This window comes from Pseudomonas sp. 3A(2025) (assembly GCF_054589175.1).
Map to the genome: position 1 here is coordinate 56,681 of NZ_BAAILM010000062.1, position 19,769 is coordinate 76,449.

Below are 19,769 nucleotides of genomic sequence, written 5' to 3' on the forward strand. Positions count from 1 at the left end.
TGTGCCCCCGTGAGTCGTGCAGGGGTAAACGCTGTCTAGCGGATCGCGACGCCAAGACTGGCATTGTGGTGCAGCAGTTTGAACTCTCCGCCGCTGACCAGATTTTTTACGAAGTACCATTTCCAGCCCACCAGATTGGTCATCGCGACCGTGGAGGACCAGTAGTTGGCGTTACCCATCGGCCAGCGTGCGCCATAAGCGGCATGGATCTCGCGCAGCTCTTCTATAGAACACAGGCGAGCCCCCTGATTGGCGGCCGCGGTCGACACCGTGGTGAAACTGCCGCTGCCCAGGCCCAGGCACTGAATCACCCCGGTGACGTTGACGGTATACCTCAGGCTTTCACCGCGGCTATCACTGACCTGAATACTCGCCGTGCCCTTGCCGCGCACCGTAACCAGCCCATTACCATCGACCTTGGCCACCAGCGTGTCACTGGAACTGTAGGTATAAGGTGCCTGACCACCACGCGCGACCCGTTGCACCGTGGTGCCGGCAGGCAGGGTCGGCAGCAGATCCGGCGAGCCCGGCAGCAGATACACCTTGCCATCCAGAGTGACCGGCGTGGTGTCCAGAACCAGCCCTTGATACACCGACAACCACAACGGCACAGACTCGGCCTGATTGTCAGCACGCCGCACGGTGTAAAACACCGTCGCCGTACGACCGCTGCTCGCCACGATCAAGGCTTTGGGCACGTTGAACAGCAACTCGGTGCTGGCGCCTACCGTCTGGTTCGCCGTGTCATGGTTCGACGCGCCGCGCCAGCTCACGATCACCCGGTCGTCACGGCTCATGCCTGGATAACGAACCCGCACCGTGGCACCGGATTCAGGAATTCTTGACGGCGTTACCACCCCGTCGGCACCCACCGTGTCCATGCTCGGCGTCGGCAGGCTATCGAGCCCGGCGCGGATGTTCAGGTGCAAGGTATCGGAGGTCTGGACCTGGCCGTTGGCCCGGTTGACGGTGTAGGCAATCGCGACGGTTTCGCCGGCATTGGCAATAACCAGCGCATAGGCAAAACGCAGCTCCAGCGGTTGGCCGGCATCGGCTTCGGTGATCGCTTTCTCCTGATTGTCACTGCCCTTGGGGCCCTGCCACTGGACGGTGACCCGGTCGCCGGCGCGCAGTTGGGCAAGCGCCTCGATACGCACCGTTGCTCCGGCGGTGGCGTGCGCGGGGTCGAGTACGTTGCCCTGAGCTTCCTTTACGGTGGGGGTGGGGAGTGGGGGGGTGTAAGACAGTTTCAACGTCACTGGCGCAGGGATGGAGTCTGGCGATACGTTGCCGGCAAGATCAGTGATCGTGTAATAAACAGAGGCCTCTCCGTCGCCTACAGATTCCAGAAACGGTTTGATGAAATCGACCATGACCCTTTTCAAGCCCATATCGTCTTCGCTGACGATAGCTATTGGACCCGGCGTGTCATTCCAGTAGGTGCGAACGGCATCGTTGGCTTTCATACCGCTATAACTGGCAATGGTGCCCTGAAGCACATCGCCCAAGCGCTCCAGTTCTTCTGATGTCAAACCATCCTTTATCACATCGGGAAACAGGATAGGGCCCAGAGCCGGTTTGCCGGGCGGCGTGCGGTCAATAATAAGCGGGGTCTGCTCAGAGTAATTTGTGATCAGGCTGAAAGGGTTTTTCACGAGGTAAGAAACCTCATGATTACCTTCGGTAAGTAGAGCAACCGGAATTTCCAGTGTCAAAGGATCTCCAGGTTTTTCGTGATCAAGAATGGTTTTTTTAGGACCTGCCTCCATGCCATTCCATCTCAGTTGGTAGATATAACCGACCATGGATCCTTCCCAGACCCGGAAGGTTACGGCAACCGGCCGGTTATGAAATTCAATGGGTAAAATACCGTTTTCAAGTGCCGCAGGAATGTAAGGGACATCCAGGTTCATGGGCACAGGTAGCGCCGTAGTCTCGTACATTTGTAATTCCTTTTAAAATTTAAAGTGCGGGCTGCAAGCAGCCCGCAGTGAGTCAGCGAACGAGGCAGGTAGGTTGTACGGCATCCAGCATGTTTACGGGGGCTCGACTGGTCGTAGAATTGGCGGGGCTCTGGTTACTACCCTCTGGCGGTTCTACACGATAATAAGCCTCGGCAAAGCCGGTGCAGATCAAACGCAGATTAAGATCGGGTACCGTAAAGGTGTAGCCATTGAGAACATCATTTCTGTCAAGTCGTCGGTCCGCTATATAGGTGGCCGCATTAATAGGGTTGTTGAGGTTGTCGAATCCTTTGAAGGTCAGTGTCAGGATCTGGCCTTCGGCGATGTTAGTGTAAGGTGAGATCTTTATGTCTGCTCCGTTCGGATTTAGAATGGGCGCAATATAACCGACGGCATTAAGCTTGAATGGCGGAGGCGTCAAACCATCCGGTCCGCCTGGAAGTTCTTCTATTGAACGCACCGTCACCTCTTGGGTTGGGCTTTTTACCGGATTTGGGTTGTTTGATCGTGTCAGCGTAAAGTAGGCTGGGATTTTTGCCCCTGTGCCCTGTGCTTTCATCAAGGCATTATCGATAGGGACGGTCAGATCGATGCCGGCCGCCACGTCACTGGACCTGATCTGCCGCCACTGCAGTTTTACCTGATCGCCCCAGTGCAGATTCAAATCATCACTGACTTCAAAGTCAGTGTTCCAGGCAACAATGCCTCGACTATTGAGTTCATAGTCGTCTTCATCGATAAAGTTGTCTGTAGTATTTGGGTTCTCAACGCTGGTGCCCTGAACGATCAGTGCATTCAAGGGATCTGGCACAGGCAACGTCAGGAATACATCGACAGTGCTGCGTAGAGAAGTGCCCTCCAGCTCGCCTTGCCGGGTCACCGTGAAGGAAACACCCACTTGGCCCACAGGCTTGTGGTTGATTGCATCGAACGGCACTTTCAGAGACAGGACGATAACCTCATCTTCGTTACCGGGTGGCAGTTGCACCGGCACCAGAGGGTTATCGTCTCCCCAGAACAGCTGGATCAGATCGTTGGCCCGGGCGCCCGGGTAGTGAGGAATATCAACCTGCACACCTGCCTGGGCTTCGGCGTGATCAATCAGTGGCAGGACCTGAGGGTCGATGATCGGTGCGGGAAAGTTATTGGGGATCTCTTTCAACTTGAGCGTAACCGGGACCGGGTTGGAGTCGATAGACAGATTGCCTGCCCGATCGATAACCGTGTATTTAACCTGCTGCTCACTCTCTCCAATACTGTCGAGAAAGGATTTGTCAAAAGTCACCACGACCCGGTCAAGCCCCATGTCGGTCTCGGTGACAGTGGCTGTCGGGCCGGTGACCGTGCCCCAATAGGTCTGGATAACATCATGCTTGGCCATACCGGTATAACCGGCAACGTGCCCGTCCAGTTTGCCGCCCAATTGAGCCAGTTCAGCCAGTGTCAGTCCGTCCTGTACTTCAGGCGGGAAAAGAATAGCGCTTAGTTCGGGGTCGCCAGCCGGGGTCTTGTCGATAATAACCGGGAAGGGGTCAGAAAAGTTTTCAAGCAGGCTTAATGGGTTAACCGCTACATATCGCAGCGTGTGGGAACCTGCCACAAGAAGGTCGACAGAAATCTCCAGTGTTAACGTGTCTCCCGGCTGATCGGTGTCGAGAATGACTTTTCGTTCGCCGACTTTAGTGCCGTTCCAGGATGCAATGTAAAAATAACCTGGGCGTGCCCCTGGCCAGACAGGGAAGTCAAGAACGAGAGGCTCTTGCAAAGCAATGATGGGAATAAGCCCGAAGTCGTCCTCGTCATGAAAGGCGACGTTCACATCGGGTGCGACCAGGTCGAGCTCCTGTGCAATCAGTGTTCTTGGGATAATGGTAGGTTGGGTGGTTGATAGGCGCATGAATGATTCCTTGGCTTATAGCCGACTGAATATAAATAAAGTTTTACCAGGTGAGCGGCGCTTGGTGTTTCTTGAGGGGCCGTCTCCCAGCACGACAAGACGTAATCGTTTTTTTTGAATGGGGTCAACACTTGATTGGTGAATATTTTCTTTTTTTGAGTCGTTGTCGGAATATTCCTTCAAGAAAATCCTGATGTAGGAAAGTCTGTAGGATTGCTCTTACTTTATTTGAGAGGTTTCTTACATGTTTCTCTTTTTATTGTAGGATTTTTCGCTGCAAAAAATGAGCTCTAATCATGTCCTCTATTGGGCAGTGATCAGGAGAGTGGCGTGAGCGGGAATCAATGTTTTTCAACCGTGTTACATAGGGTGAAATACCCCTGTGTGAGCGGCTTGTTGTTGATGGTTAATGCGTTGGGTTTTGAAGCGTGCGCAGAAAGTGTTGTTGGTGAGGAGAAAATCATTGATGTGACAACACCCTTTCTTTCATGGAGCGTGCAAAAAAAGGGCGTGTTGAACATTGTCGAGGGTGGGATTGCAAATCATATAGCAGCTTATGAATCCAGAGTGCATGTGCGTGGTGGGCATATTGTCGGGGGAATCCATCTGGGGGACAGCAGCCTTGATGTTGAATACGGGTCCATACGCAATGAACAAGGCGCTGGCTTGACAGTGGCGGCGACTATGGAGGTTTTAAAACCAGGCTCACAGGCTGTTTTGCGTAACAGTACTGTTTCTGGGGCTGGGCAAGGCATCTCTGTGGGGGCCTACGGTGAGTTGACGCTCCATGCCACGGATGTCTACGCATCAACGAGTGAGCCAGGCACGGGCTCGGGGATCCGGGCATCCGGTTCATGGGTCAAGATCGCCGATGGCAGCCATGTCTCGGGTGAACAGACCGGTCTATCGATTCACTCAGGGGTGGGGAATGCGTTCAAGGCGCTGGACGGTTCCACAAATACCATCGTGGTCGATGCATCTACGTTGCAAGGGCTTCACGGTCCGGCGATCAGGCTTGAAAGGTGGCACCTGGATGGTCTTGTCAAAGCCAGCATCACCTTGCTCAATGGCTCGACGTTATTAGCCGGAAACGGCAATCTGCTTGAGGTTTTAATAGGCTCGCAGGCGGATTTGACCATTGACAACAGCACCCTCAATGGCAATCTGCTGGCCGACGACACCAGCACCTTGAATGTCACGTTGCAAAACCAGGCGCGCCTGACCGGCGATATCGTCAACGCTCACTTGGTATCCATTCATTCCGGCGGCTATTGGCAGATGGTGGACGACAACGCTATCAACTCCCTGTCCATGGACGGTGGGGCGATGAGCTTTGGCGATGGCGACTTCAAGACCCTGTCGCTGAACCAACTGTCCGGCAACGGGACCTTTGCCATGCGCATCGATCTGGATCAAAACGACGGCGACTTGCTCGATGTGCAAGGCCAGGCCAGCGGTCAATTCGGCTTGCGCGTGCGTAATACTGGTCTAGAGGTGGTGTCGCCAGAGCTTGAGCCGTTGCTGCTGGTGCACACTGAGGGAGGTGATGCGCAATTCAGCCTGGTGGGCGGTCGGGTGGATCTGGGCGCTTACTCCTATGAGCTGGAGCAGCAAGGCAATGACTGGTTGATTGTTGGTAATCACCGCACGGTCAGCCCCTCTGCCGCCAGCGCTCTTGCGTTGTTCAATGCGGGGCCGACCATCTGGATGAGCGAGTTATCGAGCTTGCGCAGCCGCCTGGGCGAAGTGCGCATGACCGGCGTGGGCGGTGGCTGGATGCGCGGCTATGGCAACCGTTTTGAAGCCACCACCGGTGACGGCATCAGCTACAAACAGCAGCAGCAAGGTTTTACTTTGGGGGCAGATGCGCCCATACCGGTCAGTAACGGGCAATTGGCACTGGGTATCATGGCTGGCCACAGCCAGTCGGATCTGGATTTGAGTCGAGGCACCAGCGGTAAGGTCGACAGCCTGTATGTCGGTACTTACGCGACCTGGCTGTCGGATCAGGGGTATTACCTGGACGCGGTGCTCAAGCTCAATCGCTTGCGCAATAAGGCCAGGGTCGCGATGAGCGACAATACCCGGGCCAAGGGTAACTATAACAACACCGCTCTTGGCGGCTCGGTGGAGTTTGGCCGGCATATCAAGCTGGCGGATGACTGGTTTGTTGAGCCCTACGCGCAACTGGCAGCGGTGACGCTCCAGGGCGAGCGCTATCGCCTGGACAATGGCCTGCAAGCCAGCAACAGTCAGACCCGTTCTGTTATGGGCAAGGCAGGCAGTGCGTTGGGGCGTGATATTGCCCTCAAGGATGGCGGAGTATTGCAGCCTTACCTACGTGTCGCGCTGGTTCAGGAGTTCTCGCGCAACAACGATGTGAAGGTCAACGACAGCCATTTCGATAACAACTTGTCCGGCAGCCGGGCAGAGTTGGGGGCGGGTGTATCGGTGTCGCTGTCCGAGCGACTGCAATTGCATGCTGATTTCGACTACATGCATGGCAAGCGTGTCGAGCAGCCCTGGGGTGCCAATGTGGGGCTGCGCCTGAGTTTTTGAAGCAGGTTGTGTGATAGATAAAAGCCCTTGGCGAGCGATCGCCAAGGGTTTTTTATTGTTGGCCTGATGAGCGCTTGCCACCCTGCTTGAATAGGGCAGGCTATTGGCGATCAATGCCCCTGGAAATACTTAGTCAGGTATTACCAGAGTGACAGGCCAGGCGAGATTAGATTGATTGCCGGCCCGATCGGCCACTCGATAAGTGAATTCGATCTGGGGATTGCCGAGGCTTTGCAGAAAGTCGCGACTAAAGCTGATCTGCATGGGGCGTGTAGTGAAGTCCTCCTCGCTGACACGGTATGTTGGACCTTGCACGCCATTGCATAATGTTTGAACAGTATCACCCACGGCCATCCCGGCATAACCAGGTATATGGGCTGTGAGGGCCCCACCTGTATTGCCCTCGGGAAAGAGCAGTGCAGCCAGCAATGCCGTTCCTGGCGCCGTTCGATCAATTCGGATCATGGTTGGCAAGGAGCGATACTCTAGGAGTGATAGAGGGTTAATAATCACATACGCAATTTTATACACCCCTTCGTTTTCCAGCAGCTGCAACGGTATTGACAGTGTCAGCGGACCTTCAGGCACTGGGTCTGGGAGGCTGATGCGGTCGCCAGTTTTATTATCATTAAATAACAGCTGGTACTGCTCTGTTGATCGTGCTCCTTCCCAGACAGGAAAATACACGAGGATATTTTGAGTAAGATCGCCGAGTTTGATAAGTCCATCGTGCTCGGCAACAGGGATCGTCGGCGCAACAGGGGGGGCGTAGTTTGATGAGGTTTTCATGATGTTTGTTCCTGTATGTGCAGGGTGTCAATGTCCCTGCTTGTCAGTAGGCTTAAAAATAAAAGCTGAGCAAAAGGCAGTTGCTGTTTAGGCTTGCCTGAAATTTAACTAATCTTCTGGTGTGTCTTCTGTCAACGTATTTTAAAGCGGTTAGAAGGTTTTCAAGATATTTGGGATAATTCCTACATCTTCTTATGATCTTTTGGGTTCGGTGCTGTAGGACAACTCATAAATGGCAAATTCATGCATCAAGGCTGCGCCTCATAGCGTCTTGTCAGTGCTAAACACAATGCCGGCCTTGCTCCTGTCAGGGTGCCTGGCCGGTCAATAAAGAGGCATAGTGTTTGAGCTGGCCGTGCACTCCCTGAGCGCTGTATGCGCATTCGGTTATTTTAGAATCAGCGCGTGCCGTTGGACTCTACGACCACGTGCAAGAAGGGCGATGTACCGATGATTTCCTCGGCACGCCAGACCTGGTAATACAGCTCCAGCGGGCCGTATTGCTGGAAGTCTATAAGGGGATAACAAATACACGGCACCCAGATGATGTTATGGGCGATCGATTCATGGTGCAGGGTGTTCGAACAGGTATGTTTGCCCCAGTGCAAGACGATGACGTCTTCTTTACGCATCATGGGTGAGCCCGGTATCAGCACGCTGACACCGGCTTTTACCTGGTCGCGGGTGATCAATTCAGGGTTGGCATTACCCAGTTTTATGGGCTTGAGGCTGATAGAGATCTCCACCTGATTCAGTAGCGAACGAGTACCGTCCACGTACCGTTGAAGGTAAAGGTCTACCGGTGGCGATTCGATGATGATGGGCGAGTCATCATCAAACTGTCTATTTTCTTGCAAGTCTTTTGGCATGTCATCGGGTGTGATTTCTTTCATGGTGCTCTGAAGTAGTTAAGGGTTGGGAGAAGGAGGCTTATTAAGAGCATTTACGGGTAAATGAATCAAGTCGTGCCTGGAGATGCGTATTCTTCGTTTTAAGGTGATTAGGTGTTTCTGGATATTTCTAGGAATGTTGCTTGGTGAAAGTTGTTGTGCGCCCGAAGTGCCCGGTTTAAAGCCTGTGTGTTAGTCTCTTTAAAGATAATGTTTGATGGGTAAAGGCAATGGGCCTGTAGTCCGTGTCTGACAGACCTGCTTATTTTTAGGTAGGAAGATTCGTACTCCTTGTTTTTTGTAAAGTTTTAGGACGTTTCATTCAAGATTTTCATCTATGTCCTGCATCCAAAAGGATGCAAGCCATAGAGGGGGATGTTCAGGTGGGTGTAGGAAAAGTCTCAGGCCGACATTGTCAGGGTCACGGGCCAGGCGAGAGGCGACTGATTGCCAGCCCGATCAGTCACCTGATAGCTGAATTCGATCTGGGTATTGTCGAGCAATTGCAGAAAATCCCGGCTGAAGCCGATCTGCATTGGGCGTGTCCCCAGGTCATCACTGCTGACACGGTGTGTCGGACCTTGAATGCCATTGCACAAGGTCTGTAGCGTGTCACCTATAGCCATGTCGGCATAACCTGGGATATGAGCGGTCAGTATGTCGCCGACATTGATCTGCGAGAAAATCAGAGGAGCCAGCAGAGCTGCCCCTGGCGAGGTTCGGTCAATTCGGATGGTGGTTTCCGGCGAGATATCGGGTATGCCTCCAGGGTACCCAATAGCGAAGTAAGCAACTTTGTATACGCCATTGACTTGAAGTAGCTCCAAGGGGATTTTCAGCGTAAGCATACCTTCAGGCACAGGGTCAGGAAATTCAATACGACTGCCAACGGGTAAGCCATTGAGTGCCAGCTGGTAAGCGTCTCGTGGTTCCAGGCCAGGCCATACAGGAAACTGCATCACGACATCTTGTGTCAGGTCGGAAAGCTTGATGAGACCATCGGCCTCTGCCACGGAAATTACAGGGGCTTGGAGGTTGGATCTAGTAGTGGTTTTCATATGTTCTCCTTGCGCAACGCCAACCCGATATGAGCTTGGCTGCGAGGCAAGATTGGTTTAGGGGGTAATCAGGTAGGCATCATTTTTATACTCGCCTGACTCCCAACTAATCGTCCCGCTGCCTCTCTGTCAATCCTTCTATGTGACGCCAAACTAACTTCAAGAATATTTAGGAAATGTCCTGCAAGCCCTCGGTGTGTTTTTTATAATCCTGTAGGACTCACTCAAACTTCCACCCCGCCCCTAAATCCTGGGCAATAAAAAACCCCGTCAGACCTGCGCCTGACGGGGCTTCCAATACCCATAAAAACTACCGGTTAAAACGCTCTACCAACGAATACTGCGAATGAGCCGTATGGGTCAGTTCGGAACTGAGCACCGCCGAGCGCTGGGCGCCGTCGGACGTCTGATCGGCGAGGTCGGCAATATTGGAGATATTGCGGCTGATCTCATCGGCCACCGAGCTTTGTTGTTCAGTGGCAGCGGCGATCTGGGTGGCCATGTCGGTGATGTTGGCCACCGCTTCGCTGATGCCGACCAGGGCCTGATCGGCTTCCAGTACGCGGGCCACGCCTTCTTCGGCCTGGCGATGGCCGGCGTTCATGGTTTGTACGGCGTTGTTGGCGGTTTGTTGCAGTTTGGCGATCAGGCCATGAATCTGCCCGGTGGATTCGGTGGTGCGTTGTGCCAGTTGGCGCACTTCGTCGGCCACCACGGCAAAGCCGCGGCCCATTTCGCCGGCGCGGGCGGCTTCGATCGCGGCGTTGAGGGCCAGCAGGTTAGTCTGGTCGGCGATGCCTTTGATCACGTCGACGACGCCGCCGATTTCGTCGCTGTCGCGGGCCAGTTGGGTCACGGTCAGGCCGGTTTCGCCGACGGCGGTCGACAGGCGCTGAATGGCTTCGCGGGTTTCGCCGGCAATGTCGCGACCGCGACGGGTCAGTTCATTGGCCTGTTGCGTAGCGTCGGCTGCGCTTTGTACGTGGCTGGCCACTTGTTGGGTAGTGGCCGCCATTTCATTGATGGCAGCGGCCACCTGTTCGGTTTCGACGCGCTGGCGCTCAAGGCCTGCAGAGCTTTCGTTAGCCAGGGCATTGGACTGCTCGGCTTGCAGGTTCAAGTGCTCGGCAGTGTCCTGCAGGCGAGTCAGGCAGGTTTTCAGACGTGCATCCTGGCTGAGGATCGACATTTCCAGGCGCGCTTGCGGGCCGCGGCTGTCGGTATACATCTGTGCGATCAGCGGATCGGAGGTGGTCTGTTCGGCCAGGCGCAGCAGGCGCTTGATGCCGCGTTGCTGCCAGCTCAGGCCAAGCAGGCCCAGCGGCACCGACAGGGCGGCGGCGAGAATGAAGCCCCACCAGGAGTTGAGCCAGACGCCGATCAAAAAGCCGATCTGGCTGATCAGGATGAATGGCACCCAGTCTTGCAGCACCGGCAGCCACTTGTCGCGGCTCGGCACGGCAGATTTGCCACCATTGAGGCGTGCATACAGGGCCTGGGCGCGGCGGATTTGCTCGGCGGTGGGTTTGACGCGTACCGACTCGTAGCCGATGACCTTGCCGTTTTCCAGAATCGGCGTCACATAGGCGTTGACCCAGTAATGGTCGCCATTCTTGCAACGGTTCTTGACGATCCCCATCCATGGCTGGCCGGTTTTCAGGGTGGCCCACATGTGTTCGAACACCGCAGGCGGGACATCGGGGTGACGGACCAGGTTGTGCGAAGACTTGAGCAGTTCCAGTTGGCTAAAGCCGCTGATCTGTTGAAAGGCTTCGTTGCAGTAGGTGATTACGCCTTTGGTATCGGTTGTGGAAATCAACCGTTGTTGTGCTGCAAATGTCCGCTCACGCTGAGTGATAGGCTGATTATTACGCATGGGTATTCGATCCTTCGATCCAATAAGGCTTTGGCGAGTTATCGGCACGAGGTGCAGTAAATTGAGGTGTCGATCACGTAAATGAACATAAGCGTTGCCGGTGATCAATACTCAGCGTGCCAGCATGGGGTAGGCGAAGAGGATGAAATGCACCAGGTTCAGACTGAAGTGCACGCTGACCGCCGCCCACAATCCGCCATGACGCCAGGCAATGCCATAGCCGACACCGGCCAGGCTGGCCAGCAGCACCCAGGTCCAACCGCCGCCAATATGAGCCAGCCCGAACAGCAGGGCGGCAATGGTAACTGGCAGTATGCCTCTAGCCGACCATCGATGACAGTAATGTTGCAGCGCACCTTGCAAAGCGCCTTGTAGATAACCCCGAAAAAACAGCTCTTCAGTCAGGCTCACCAGCAGCAGGTTGTTGAGCAGCCACCACACGCTGTAAGGCGGCCACTTGGGTGCCCAGGTCGTAACGCCCAGTGCCCAGGCCAGTGCCAGGCACAGGCTGGTGACCAGTAGTGTTGCCGCTGCGCCGACCTTGAGTGCGCGAACCGGGTCGACGCTTGGCAAGAGCCATGGGCAGGCCAGCAGGATCCATAGCCCGATCAAGGGCTTGTCCAGATTCCAGTAGGTGATGAAGGGCGTTGACTCAGGGCTTGAGCGCGTCAGCGCCATGAGCGGCGCATTATTGAAGCCCGGTAGCGCGTGCAGCGCCAGGGCCAGGCCGGTGACGATGAACAGGCCGTGGCCCAGCCAGCGTATGGCTGCCGGTCGGGCCGGGTGCACGGCGAAGGCTGCAATCAGCAGCAGCCCGATCGCACCCAGCGCGGCAGGCTCAAGCTGACCGTGATACAGCGCAATGCCATAGCCCAGGCTGAGCATGGCCAAAGCTGTCCAGCGTGTTGCGGTCATGAGAATCACCTGAATGCAAAGCAGGCGATTCTAGCGGGACAGGGGAGATACAGGAAAAGGCCCGTCACCGGTTTGCACCCGTGACGGACCCGCTCCTCAGGCCGCGATCAACTGGCGCAGCACGTAGTGCAGAATGCCACCGGCCTTGAAGTATTCCACTTCATTGAGGGTGTCGATGCGGCACAGCAGCTCGATACTTTGCTGGCGGCCGTCTTCAAAGGTGATGTCCAGCGTCAGGCTCATGCCCGGATGCAGTTCTGCCTGGCTCAGGCCACTGATGGCCAGGGTTTCCTTGCCGGTCAGGCCCAGGCTCTTGCGGGTGTGCGGTGTCTTGAACTGCAAGGGCAGCACGCCCATGCCCACCAGATTGGAACGGTGAATGCGCTCGAAGCTTTCGGCGATCACCGCCTTGATCCCCAGCAGGTTGGTGCCTTTGGCCGCCCAGTCGCGGCTGGAGCCGGTGCCGTACTCTTGACCGGCCACGATCACCAGCGGCGTGCCTTCTTGCTGATAGCGCATCGACGCATCGTAGATCGGCAGTTTTTCGTCTGTGGGCACGTGCAGGGTGTAGCCGCCTTCTTCGCCGCCGAGCATTTCGTTGCGAATACGAATATTGGCGAAGGTGCCGCGCATCATCACTTCGTGGTTGCCGCGTCGCGAGCCGTAAGAGTTGAAGTCCTTGGGCTCGACGCCTTGTTCGCGCAGATAACGGCCTGCCGGGCTGTCGGTCTTGATGTTACCGGCCGGGGAGATATGGTCGGTGGTCACCGAATCGCCAAGCAGGGCCAGAATCCGTGCTTCGTGGATGTCCTCGATGACCGGCAAGGGACCGGCGATGTTTTCGAAGAATGGCGGGTGCTGGATGTAGGTCGAGTCGTCCTGCCAGACATAGGTCGCGGCCTGCGGCACTTCGATGGCCTGCCACTGCGCATCCCCTTCGAACACGTGAGCGTATTCCTTGTGGAACATGGCGGTGTCGACCTTGAGTACCGCGTCGGCGATTTCCTTCTGGCTGGGCCAGATATCGCGCAGGTACACCGGCTGCCCGTCGCTGCCTTCGCCCAGTGGCTCGCGGCTGATGTCGATGCGCACGTTACCGGCCAGGGCGTAAGCCACCACCAGCGGCGGCGAGGCCAGCCAGTTGGTTTTGACCAGTGGATGCACCCGGCCTTCGAAGTTGCGGTTGCCGGACAACACCGAGGCGACGGTCAGGTCCGAGTGCTGAATAGCCTTTTCGATCGGCTCCAGCAGCGGGCCGGAGTTGCCGATGCAGGTGGTGCAGCCATAACCCACCAGGTCGAAACCCAGCTTGTCGAGGTACGGCGTCAGCCCGGCCGCTTCGTAATAGTCGGTGACCACCTTGGAGCCGGGGGCCAGCGAGCTTTTCACCCACGGCTGGCGCTTCAGGCCTTTTTCGACGGCTTTCTTGGCCAGCAGCCCGGCGGCCATCATCACGCTGGGGTTGGAGGTGTTGGTGCAAGACGTGATGGCGGCGATGACCACCGCGCCGTTTTTCAGGCGATAACTCTGGCCGTTGTATTCATATTCGGTGCCGTCGATCACTTGCTCGGCATTGCCCACGGCCACGCCACCGCCGCCTTCACTTTCCAGGCGGCCTTCATCGACCTGGGTCGGCTTGAGTTGCAGGCCGAGAAAGTCATCGAACGCCTGGGCAACCGATGGCAGTGGCACGCGGTCTTGAGGGCGTTTGGGGCCGGCGAGGCTGGCCTGTACCTCACCCATGTCTAGCGCCAGGGTGTCGGTGAAGGCCGGTTCCTGACCGGGCAGGCGCCACAGGCCTTGTGCCTTGCAGTAGGCTTCAACCAGTTCGACGGTTTCAGCCGGGCGGCCGGACAGGCGCAGGTAATCCAGGGTGACGTCATCGACCGGGAAAAAGCCGCAAGTCGCGCCGTATTCTGGGGCCATGTTGGCGATGGTGGCGCGGTCGGCCAGCGCCAGGTCGGCCAGGCCGTCGCCATAGAATTCGACGAATTTGCCGACCACGCCTTTCTTGCGCAGCATCTGGGTGACGGTCAGCACCAGGTCGGTGGCGGTAATACCTTCCTTGAGCTTGCCGGTGAGCTTGAAGCCGATGACCTCCGGAATCAGCATCGACACCGGTTGGCCGAGCATCGCCGCCTCGGCTTCGATACCGCCAACGCCCCAGCCCAGTACGCCCAGGCCGTTGATCATGGTGGTATGCGAGTCGGTACCGACCAGCGTGTCGGGGAAGGCATAGGTGCGACCGTCTTCGTCCTTGGTCCACACCGTGCGGCCCAGGTATTCAAGGTTGACCTGATGGCAGATACCGGTGCCCGGCGGCACCACGCTGAAGTTGTCGAATGCGCTCTGGCCCCAGCGCAGGAAGGCGTAACGCTCGCCGTTGCGCTGCATTTCAATGTCGACGTTCTGTTTGAAGGCGTCGTCCGAGGCGTAGCTGTCGACCATCACCGAGTGGTCGATCACCAGATCCACCGGCGACAGCGGGTTGATGCGTTGCGGGTCGCCACCGGCCTTGGCCACGGCAGCGCGCATGGCGGCAAGGTCCACCACGGCCGGTACGCCGGTAAAGTCCTGCATCAGTACGCGGGCGGGGCGGTACTGGATTTCGCGGTCCGAGCGGCGCTCGTGCAGCCAGGCGGCCAGCGCCTTGAAGTCGTCGCCGGTCACGGTCTTGTCGTCTTCCCAGCGCAGCAGGTTTTCCAGCAACACTTTGAGCGACATCGGCAGCTTGTCCAGATCGCCCAGTGAGCGGGCAGCATCGGGCAGGCTGAAATAATGGTAGGTCTTGTTATGGGCGGTCAGCGTTTTCAGGCTTTTCAGGCTATCGAGGGAGGGCATTAAATGGCTCCTTGAACAGTAAGCAGGTGTCCCGAGAAAAAATCGGAACCTGATCGGTGGCGCAACACGGTCAGTGCGCCAATTCCCGTACTGTTGGTGTGGACCCCTGAGCCGAGTCAGAGGTTCCTGTTTCAGCTATCATGCGCGGCTTTGATCGTCGCCGTCTCTGGAATTGCCCATGAATACGCTGTTTATGCATTGCCGGCCCGGCTTTGAAAGCGAAGTCTGCTCGGAAATAGCCGACGTCGCTGCTCGCTTGAACGTAGCGGGTTATGCCAAGGCCAAAGCCGACACGGCCTGCGCCGAGTTCATCTGCCTTGAGCCTGAAGGCGCCCGGCGTCTGATGCAGGGCCAGCGTTTTGATCGCCTGATTTTCCCGCGCCAGTGGGCACGCGGCGACTTTGTCGAATTGCCCGAAACCGACCGTATCAGTGTGCTACTTGAGCACCTGCAGGCGTATCCGCTATGCGGCAGCCTGTGGCTTGAGGTGCTCGACACCAATGACGGCAAGGAACTGTCGACCTTTTGCCGCAAGTTCGAAGCGCCGCTGCGCAAGGCATTGCTCAAGGCGGACAAGCTGCGTGACGACCCTGCACTGCCGCGTTTGTTGCTGACGTTCAAGAGCGGTCGTGAAGTGTTTCTGGGCGTTGCCGAGTCCGATAACAACGCGATGTGGCCGATGGGCATCCCGCGCTTGAAGTTTCCCCGCGAAGCGCCGAGCCGCTCGACGCTCAAGCTCGAAGAGGCCTGGCACCACTTCATTCCTCGTGATCAGTGGGACGAGCGCTTGTCCGATGACATGACGGGCGTCGATCTGGGCGCCGCCCCCGGTGGCTGGACCTATCAACTGGTGCGCCGTGGCATGCTGGTGACCGCCATCGACAACGGGCCGATGGCCGAAAGCCTGATGGACACCGGTCTTGTGCAGCACTTGATGACCGACGGTTTTACCTGGAAGCCGCGCCAGACGGTCGACTGGATGGTCTGCGACATCGTCGAGAAGCCGGCACGTAACGCCGCCCTGCTGGAAACCTGGCTGGGCGAGGGGCTGTGCCGCGAGGCGGTGGTCAATCTCAAGCTGCCGATGAAGCAACGCTATGCTGAGGTGCGCCGGCTGCTGGAACGTATCGAAGACGGCTTCAAGGCGCGTGGCGTCAAAGTCTCCATCGGCTGCAAACAGCTATATCACGACCGCGAAGAGGTCACCTGCCATCTGCGTCGCCTTGACCTGTCAAAGCGCTGAGCGGTCTCTTTGTGCACCCCCTGTTTTTCGGAGTAACCGATGCCTGAACCGATCGAAAACCTCACCGCCGACGCGACTCTGGACGCCACGGGTCTCAATTGCCCGGAGCCGGTGATGATGCTGCACCAGAAAGTCCGTGACCTGAGCGCCGGTGGCCTGCTCAAAGTCATTGCCACCGACCCGTCGACGCGCCGCGACATTCCCAAGTTTTGTGTATTTCTGGGGCATGAGCTGGTGGATCAACAGGTTGAGGGCTCGACGTACTTGTACTGGATTCGCAAGAAAGCCGACTGATGGCTTTGATTAATTCGCAGGAGCCACCCATGCACATCGTTGCTGACGAAAACATTCCGCTGCTCGACGCCTTTTTTGCAGGCCTTGGCACTATTCGGCGCCTGCCGGGCCGCGCCATCGACCGTGCAGCGGTGGCCGACGCCGATATCCTGCTGGTGCGTTCGGTAACCCCGGTAGACCGTGCCTTGCTTGAAGGCAGTCCGGTACGTTTTGTCGGCACCTGCACCATCGGCACTGACCATCTTGACCTTGAATACTTCGCCCAGGCCGGTATCCAGTGGTCCAGCGCGCCCGGCTGCAACGCCCGTGGCGTGGTGGATTACGTGCTCGGGAGCCTGCTGACCCTGGCAGAAATCGAAGGCGTCGACTTGCATCAGCGCACGTATGGCGTGGTGGGGGCGGGGCAGGTGGGTGGCCGGCTGATCACGGTACTGCGCGGCCTGGGCTGGAATGTACTGGTATGCGACCCGCCGCGTCAGCAAGCGCAGGGCGGCGATTACGTCAGCCTCGACGAGATCATCCAGCGCTGTGATGTGATCAGCCTGCACACGCCGCTGGATCGCACGGGCCAGCACCCAAGCTGGCACCTGTTCGGTCGCGAGCGGTTGAATCGCCTGCGCCCCGGCACCTGGCTGATCAACGCCAGCCGCGGCGCGGTGGTCGATAATCAGGCGCTGTATGAGGTCATGCTCGACCGTGAAGACCTGCAAGCGGTGCTCGATGTCTGGGAAGGCGAGCCGCAGGTCCATGTGCCACTGGCCGAGCTGTGTACCCTGGCCACGCCGCACATCGCAGGCTACAGCCTGGATGGTCGTCAGCGCGGCACGGCGCAGATCTATCAGGCGCTGTGCGGGTTTCTGGGTCAGCCGGCCAGCATTCAGTTGCAAGACTTGCTGCCGCCTCAGTGGCTGGCGCACGTGGGTCTGGATGCCGCCACCGATCCCGCCTGGGCACTGGCGATGCTGTGTCGCGGTGTCTACGACCCGCGCCGCGACGACGCCGACTTTCGTCGCACCCTGGAAGGCGATACCGACAGCCAGCGCCAGGCGTTCGACGCCCTGCGCAAGCATTACCCGCCACGCCGCGAGATCGATGCGCTGAATGTCCGGCTTGAGGGCAATGACTCTCAGGTACTGGCGCAGATCGTGCGGGCGCTGGGTGCCAAACTGGCCTGAGGGTTTTACCTTCGCGCATAAAAAACCCGACTCACGGGTCGGGTTTCAAGGTTATACGGTGGATCAATCTTGTTTGTCGGGGGTTACCCAGTGCTTGTCGCACTCCTGGCAGGCCTGCTGGACCATTGCTTCGGTAATCAGCACTTCGCGTCCATTGTCATCGACAATTGCGCCACCCACGGGAAGGTTGGGGGTGGCCCGAATGACCTCAACTTGATTGCCGCTATTATGCAAGCTCATGGTCTTTCTCCTTCATCAGATGTCGCATTCAGGTTAATCACGCTTGATGACCGCGCCATGACACCGCATGACCGTTGCGGTACCCGGTCAGTGCAGCAGAAACGGCTGTAAACATCCAGCGCGTGCTTAGACCAATCTGCACCAGTGTCTCTGCATTGTCGTCATAACCACGCTATGGTGGCTGACGGCAGACGCACAGGTGCAACCGGTGTAGCCTTCGCCCTATATGTGATACGACAGATGGAATTGAGTTCATGGTTTTTGCGTTTTCCGGTGATTCTCGTCAGGCCCTGAGTCTGGCCTGGCGCTTTGTTTCACCTTACCGCTGGCGTGTAGGCGCCGCTTTGCTGGCGTTGGTGGTGACGGCCAGCATTACCTTGTTCATGGGCCAGGGCATCAAGCTGGTGGTCGATCAAGGCTTCATGACACGCTCCACGGAGGCGCTCAATGAGTCCATCGCGTTGTTCGTATTTCTGGTTCTGGGGCTGGCCGGCGGGACATTCGTGCGCTCTTATCTGGTTTCATGGACCGGCGAGCGGGTCGTTGCGGATGTGCGCAAGGCGGTTTTCAATCATTTGATCGACCTGCACCCAGGCTTCTACGAGTCCAACCGTGGCTCGGAGATACAGTCGCGGCTCACCGCTGATACAGCCTTGCTGCAATCGGTGATCGGCGCGTCGCTGTCGATGTTCCTGCGCAGCTCCTTGATGGTGATTGGCGGCATTGTGCTGCTGTTCATCACCAACCCACGCTTGACCAGCATTGTCGTCGCCTTTTTGCCCTTGGTACTCGCGCCAATCGTGATCTTTGGTCGACGGGTGCGGCGTCTGTCGCGACAGAATCAGGACCGGGTCGCTGAGGTCGGCAGCTATGTGGCCGAAGCGCTGGGGCAGATCAAGACCGTACAGGCCTATAACCATCAAGCTCAGGACCGGCAACGCTTTGCCGGCACCGTTGAGCAGGCCTTTGAAGCCGCCCGCCGGCATATCTTGCAACGTGCCTGGCTGTTCACGCTGGTCATCGGACTGGTGCTGGGCGCGGTGGCGGTGATGCTCTGGGTCGGCGGCATGGATGTTATTCATGGGCGTATTTCCAGCGGTGAGCTGGCGGCTTTCGTGTTCTACGCCCTGATCGTCGGCACCTCGTTCGGCACGATCAGTGAAGTCATCGGCGAATTGCAGCGTGCTGCAGGCGCAGCCCAGCGCATCGGCGAGTTGCTGCAAGCACGCAATGAAGTGCATGCGCCGCCGGTACAGGCGTCCCGCTTGCCAGCGCGGGTCAGCGGTCGCCTGGAACTGGATGATCTGGGGTTTGCCTATCCTGCACGTCCCGAGCGCAAGGTGCTCGAAGCGCTGAGCCTGACTATCGAGGCCGGCGAGACACTGGCCTTGGTGGGGCCGTCCGGGGCGGGCAAGTCGACGCTGTTTGATCTGTTGCTGCGTTTCTATGACCCGCAACACGGCGAAATTCGCATCGAAGGCGTACCGCTCAAGCAGCTCGATCCGCATGAGCTGCGCCGCTGTTTTGCACTGGTGTCACAGAACCCTGCGCTGTTTTACGGCAGCATCGAAGACAACATCCGCTACGGCAAACCCGAGGCCAGCGATGCGCAGGTTGAAGCAGCGGCGCGTATTGCTCACGCTCATGAATTCATTCAGCAGATGAAAAGCGGTTACCGCACGCACCTGGGCGAGGGTGGGCTGGGATTGTCCGGCGGACAGCGGCAACGTCTGGCGATTGCCCGGGCGTTATTGGTCGATGCGCCGATCCTGCTGCTGGACGAGGCGACCAGCGCGCTGGATGCGCAAAGCGAGCACCTGATTCAGCAGGCCTTGCCGAGCCTGATGAAAGATCGCACCACGCTGGTGATTGCCCACCGCCTGGCCACCGTGCAGAACGCCGACCGCATTGCGGTGATCGATCAGGGGCGTCTGGTGGCGGTGGGCACGCATCGACAGTTGATCGCGGGTAATCCGCTGTATGCACGCCTGGCGGCGTTGCAGTTCAATGCCGATGCGGTGTAACGGG

Annotated in this window: 14 protein-coding genes; 5 read left to right on the top strand and 9 right to left on the bottom strand. The window is 57.6% G+C overall.

The window, feature by feature from the left end; all coding sequences use genetic code 11:
* Positions 1-35: 35 nt before the first annotated feature.
* Together ACYP2A_RS21900 and ACYP2A_RS21905 are read right to left on the bottom strand one after the other, a co-directional pair.
* Positions 36-1,943 (bottom strand): Ig-like domain-containing protein, encoded by a 1,908-nt coding sequence (locus tag ACYP2A_RS21900; protein ID WP_459748026.1) that lies wholly within the window; start codon positions 1,941-1,943, stop codon positions 36-38.
* 52 nt (positions 1,944-1,995) lie between these two features.
* Entirely contained in the window at positions 1,996-3,861 is a 1,866-nt protein-coding gene (locus tag ACYP2A_RS21905; protein ID WP_459748027.1) for a hypothetical protein, read from the bottom strand.
* 684 nt (positions 3,862-4,545) lie between these two features.
* Here ACYP2A_RS21905 and ACYP2A_RS21910 point away from each other — a divergent pair.
* Positions 4,546-6,420 carry an autotransporter outer membrane beta-barrel domain-containing protein gene (locus ACYP2A_RS21910; RefSeq protein ID WP_459748097.1) on the top strand — a complete coding sequence of 625 codons (1,875 nt, stop codon included), beginning with the start codon at positions 4,546-4,548 and terminating at the stop codon, positions 6,418-6,420.
* A gap of 129 nt (positions 6,421-6,549) precedes the next feature.
* On the opposite strand, the gene ACYP2A_RS21915 is transcribed toward ACYP2A_RS21910, so the two are convergent.
* The 6 genes from ACYP2A_RS21915 to acnA all read right to left on the bottom strand — a co-directional run bounded on the left by ACYP2A_RS21915 (position 6,550) and on the right by acnA (position 14,789).
* Entirely contained in the window at positions 6,550-7,209 is a 660-nt protein-coding gene (locus tag ACYP2A_RS21915; protein WP_459748028.1) for a hypothetical protein, read from the bottom strand.
* A gap of 398 nt (positions 7,210-7,607) precedes the next feature.
* Positions 7,608-8,102: a hypothetical protein gene (locus ACYP2A_RS21920; RefSeq protein ID WP_459748029.1), complete on the bottom strand. Its 495-nt coding sequence runs from the start codon at positions 8,100-8,102 to the stop codon at positions 7,608-7,610.
* A 398-nt stretch (positions 8,103-8,500) separates the two neighbouring features.
* Positions 8,501-9,157 (bottom strand): hypothetical protein, encoded by a 657-nt coding sequence (locus tag ACYP2A_RS21925; protein ID WP_459748030.1) that lies wholly within the window; start codon positions 9,155-9,157, stop codon positions 8,501-8,503.
* 310 nt (positions 9,158-9,467) lie between these two features.
* Complete coding sequence (locus ACYP2A_RS21930) at positions 9,468-11,033, bottom strand: methyl-accepting chemotaxis protein (protein ID WP_459748031.1); 1,566 nt, start codon at positions 11,031-11,033, stop codon at positions 9,468-9,470.
* 111 nt (positions 11,034-11,144) lie between these two features.
* Positions 11,145-11,948, bottom strand: a complete 804-nt coding sequence (locus ACYP2A_RS21935; RefSeq protein ID WP_459748033.1) for a CPBP family intramembrane glutamic endopeptidase — start codon at positions 11,946-11,948, stop codon at positions 11,145-11,147.
* Between the two features lie 96 nt (positions 11,949-12,044).
* Complete coding sequence (acnA, locus tag ACYP2A_RS21940) at positions 12,045-14,789, bottom strand: aconitate hydratase AcnA (RefSeq protein WP_459748034.1); 2,745 nt, start codon at positions 14,787-14,789, stop codon at positions 12,045-12,047.
* Positions 14,790-14,967: 178 nt separating this feature from the next.
* Between acnA and rlmM the strand changes: the two genes are divergently transcribed.
* The 3 genes from rlmM to pdxB are packed head-to-tail and all read left to right on the top strand — an operon-like array spanning position 14,968 to position 17,501.
* On the top strand, positions 14,968-16,032 hold the full coding sequence (gene rlmM / locus ACYP2A_RS21945; RefSeq protein ID WP_459748036.1) for a 23S rRNA (cytidine(2498)-2'-O)-methyltransferase RlmM: 1,065 nt from the start codon (positions 14,968-14,970) through the stop codon (positions 16,030-16,032).
* Between the two features lie 39 nt (positions 16,033-16,071).
* The gene (tusA, locus tag ACYP2A_RS21950) at positions 16,072-16,326 is read left to right on the top strand and encodes a sulfurtransferase TusA (protein WP_459748037.1); all 255 of its coding nucleotides are present in this window, start codon (positions 16,072-16,074) and stop codon (positions 16,324-16,326) included.
* A gap of 29 nt (positions 16,327-16,355) precedes the next feature.
* On the top strand, positions 16,356-17,501 hold the full coding sequence (gene pdxB, locus ACYP2A_RS21955) for a 4-phosphoerythronate dehydrogenase PdxB (protein ID WP_459748039.1): 1,146 nt from the start codon (positions 16,356-16,358) through the stop codon (positions 17,499-17,501).
* Between the two features lie 63 nt (positions 17,502-17,564).
* Here pdxB and ACYP2A_RS21960 read toward each other — a convergent pair whose 3' ends face one another.
* Positions 17,565-17,741 carry a PA1571 family protein gene (locus tag ACYP2A_RS21960; protein WP_459748040.1) on the bottom strand — a complete coding sequence of 59 codons (177 nt, stop codon included), beginning with the start codon at positions 17,739-17,741 and terminating at the stop codon, positions 17,565-17,567.
* A gap of 254 nt (positions 17,742-17,995) precedes the next feature.
* On the opposite strand from ACYP2A_RS21960, the gene ACYP2A_RS21965 reads away from it, so the two are divergent.
* Positions 17,996-19,765 (top strand): ABC transporter transmembrane domain-containing protein, encoded by a 1,770-nt coding sequence (locus ACYP2A_RS21965; RefSeq protein WP_459748042.1) that lies wholly within the window; start codon positions 17,996-17,998, stop codon positions 19,763-19,765.
* Positions 19,766-19,769: the final 4 nt, after the last annotated feature.

Bases quoted from the DNA above. Each gene is read 5' to 3' on its own strand.
- pdxB (WP_459748039.1), top strand. From the start codon at position 16,356: ATGCACATCGTTGCTGACGAAAACATTCCGCTGCTCGACGCCTTTTTT.
- ACYP2A_RS21920 (WP_459748029.1), bottom strand. From the start codon at position 8,102: ATGAAAGAAATCACACCCGATGACATGCCAAAAGACTTGCAAGAAAAT.
- acnA (WP_459748034.1), bottom strand. From the start codon at position 14,789: ATGCCCTCCCTCGATAGCCTGAAAAGCCTGAAAACGCTGACCGCCCAT.
- ACYP2A_RS21960 (WP_459748040.1), bottom strand. From the start codon at position 17,741: ATGAGCTTGCATAATAGCGGCAATCAAGTTGAGGTCATTCGGGCCACC.
- rlmM (WP_459748036.1), top strand. From the start codon at position 14,968: ATGAATACGCTGTTTATGCATTGCCGGCCCGGCTTTGAAAGCGAAGTC.
- ACYP2A_RS21930 (WP_459748031.1), bottom strand. From the start codon at position 11,033: ATGCGTAATAATCAGCCTATCACTCAGCGTGAGCGGACATTTGCAGCA.
- ACYP2A_RS21900 (WP_459748026.1), bottom strand. From the start codon at position 1,943: ATGTACGAGACTACGGCGCTACCTGTGCCCATGAACCTGGATGTCCCT.
- ACYP2A_RS21925 (WP_459748030.1), bottom strand. From the start codon at position 9,157: ATGAAAACCACTACTAGATCCAACCTCCAAGCCCCTGTAATTTCCGTG.
- ACYP2A_RS21905 (WP_459748027.1), bottom strand. From the start codon at position 3,861: ATGCGCCTATCAACCACCCAACCTACCATTATCCCAAGAACACTGATT.
- ACYP2A_RS21915 (WP_459748028.1), bottom strand. From the start codon at position 7,209: ATGAAAACCTCATCAAACTACGCCCCCCCTGTTGCGCCGACGATCCCT.
- ACYP2A_RS21965 (WP_459748042.1), top strand. From the start codon at position 17,996: ATGGTTTTTGCGTTTTCCGGTGATTCTCGTCAGGCCCTGAGTCTGGCC.
- ACYP2A_RS21935 (WP_459748033.1), bottom strand. From the start codon at position 11,948: ATGACCGCAACACGCTGGACAGCTTTGGCCATGCTCAGCCTGGGCTAT.
- tusA (WP_459748037.1), top strand. From the start codon at position 16,072: ATGCCTGAACCGATCGAAAACCTCACCGCCGACGCGACTCTGGACGCC.
- ACYP2A_RS21910 (WP_459748097.1), top strand. From the start codon at position 4,546: ATGGAGGTTTTAAAACCAGGCTCACAGGCTGTTTTGCGTAACAGTACT.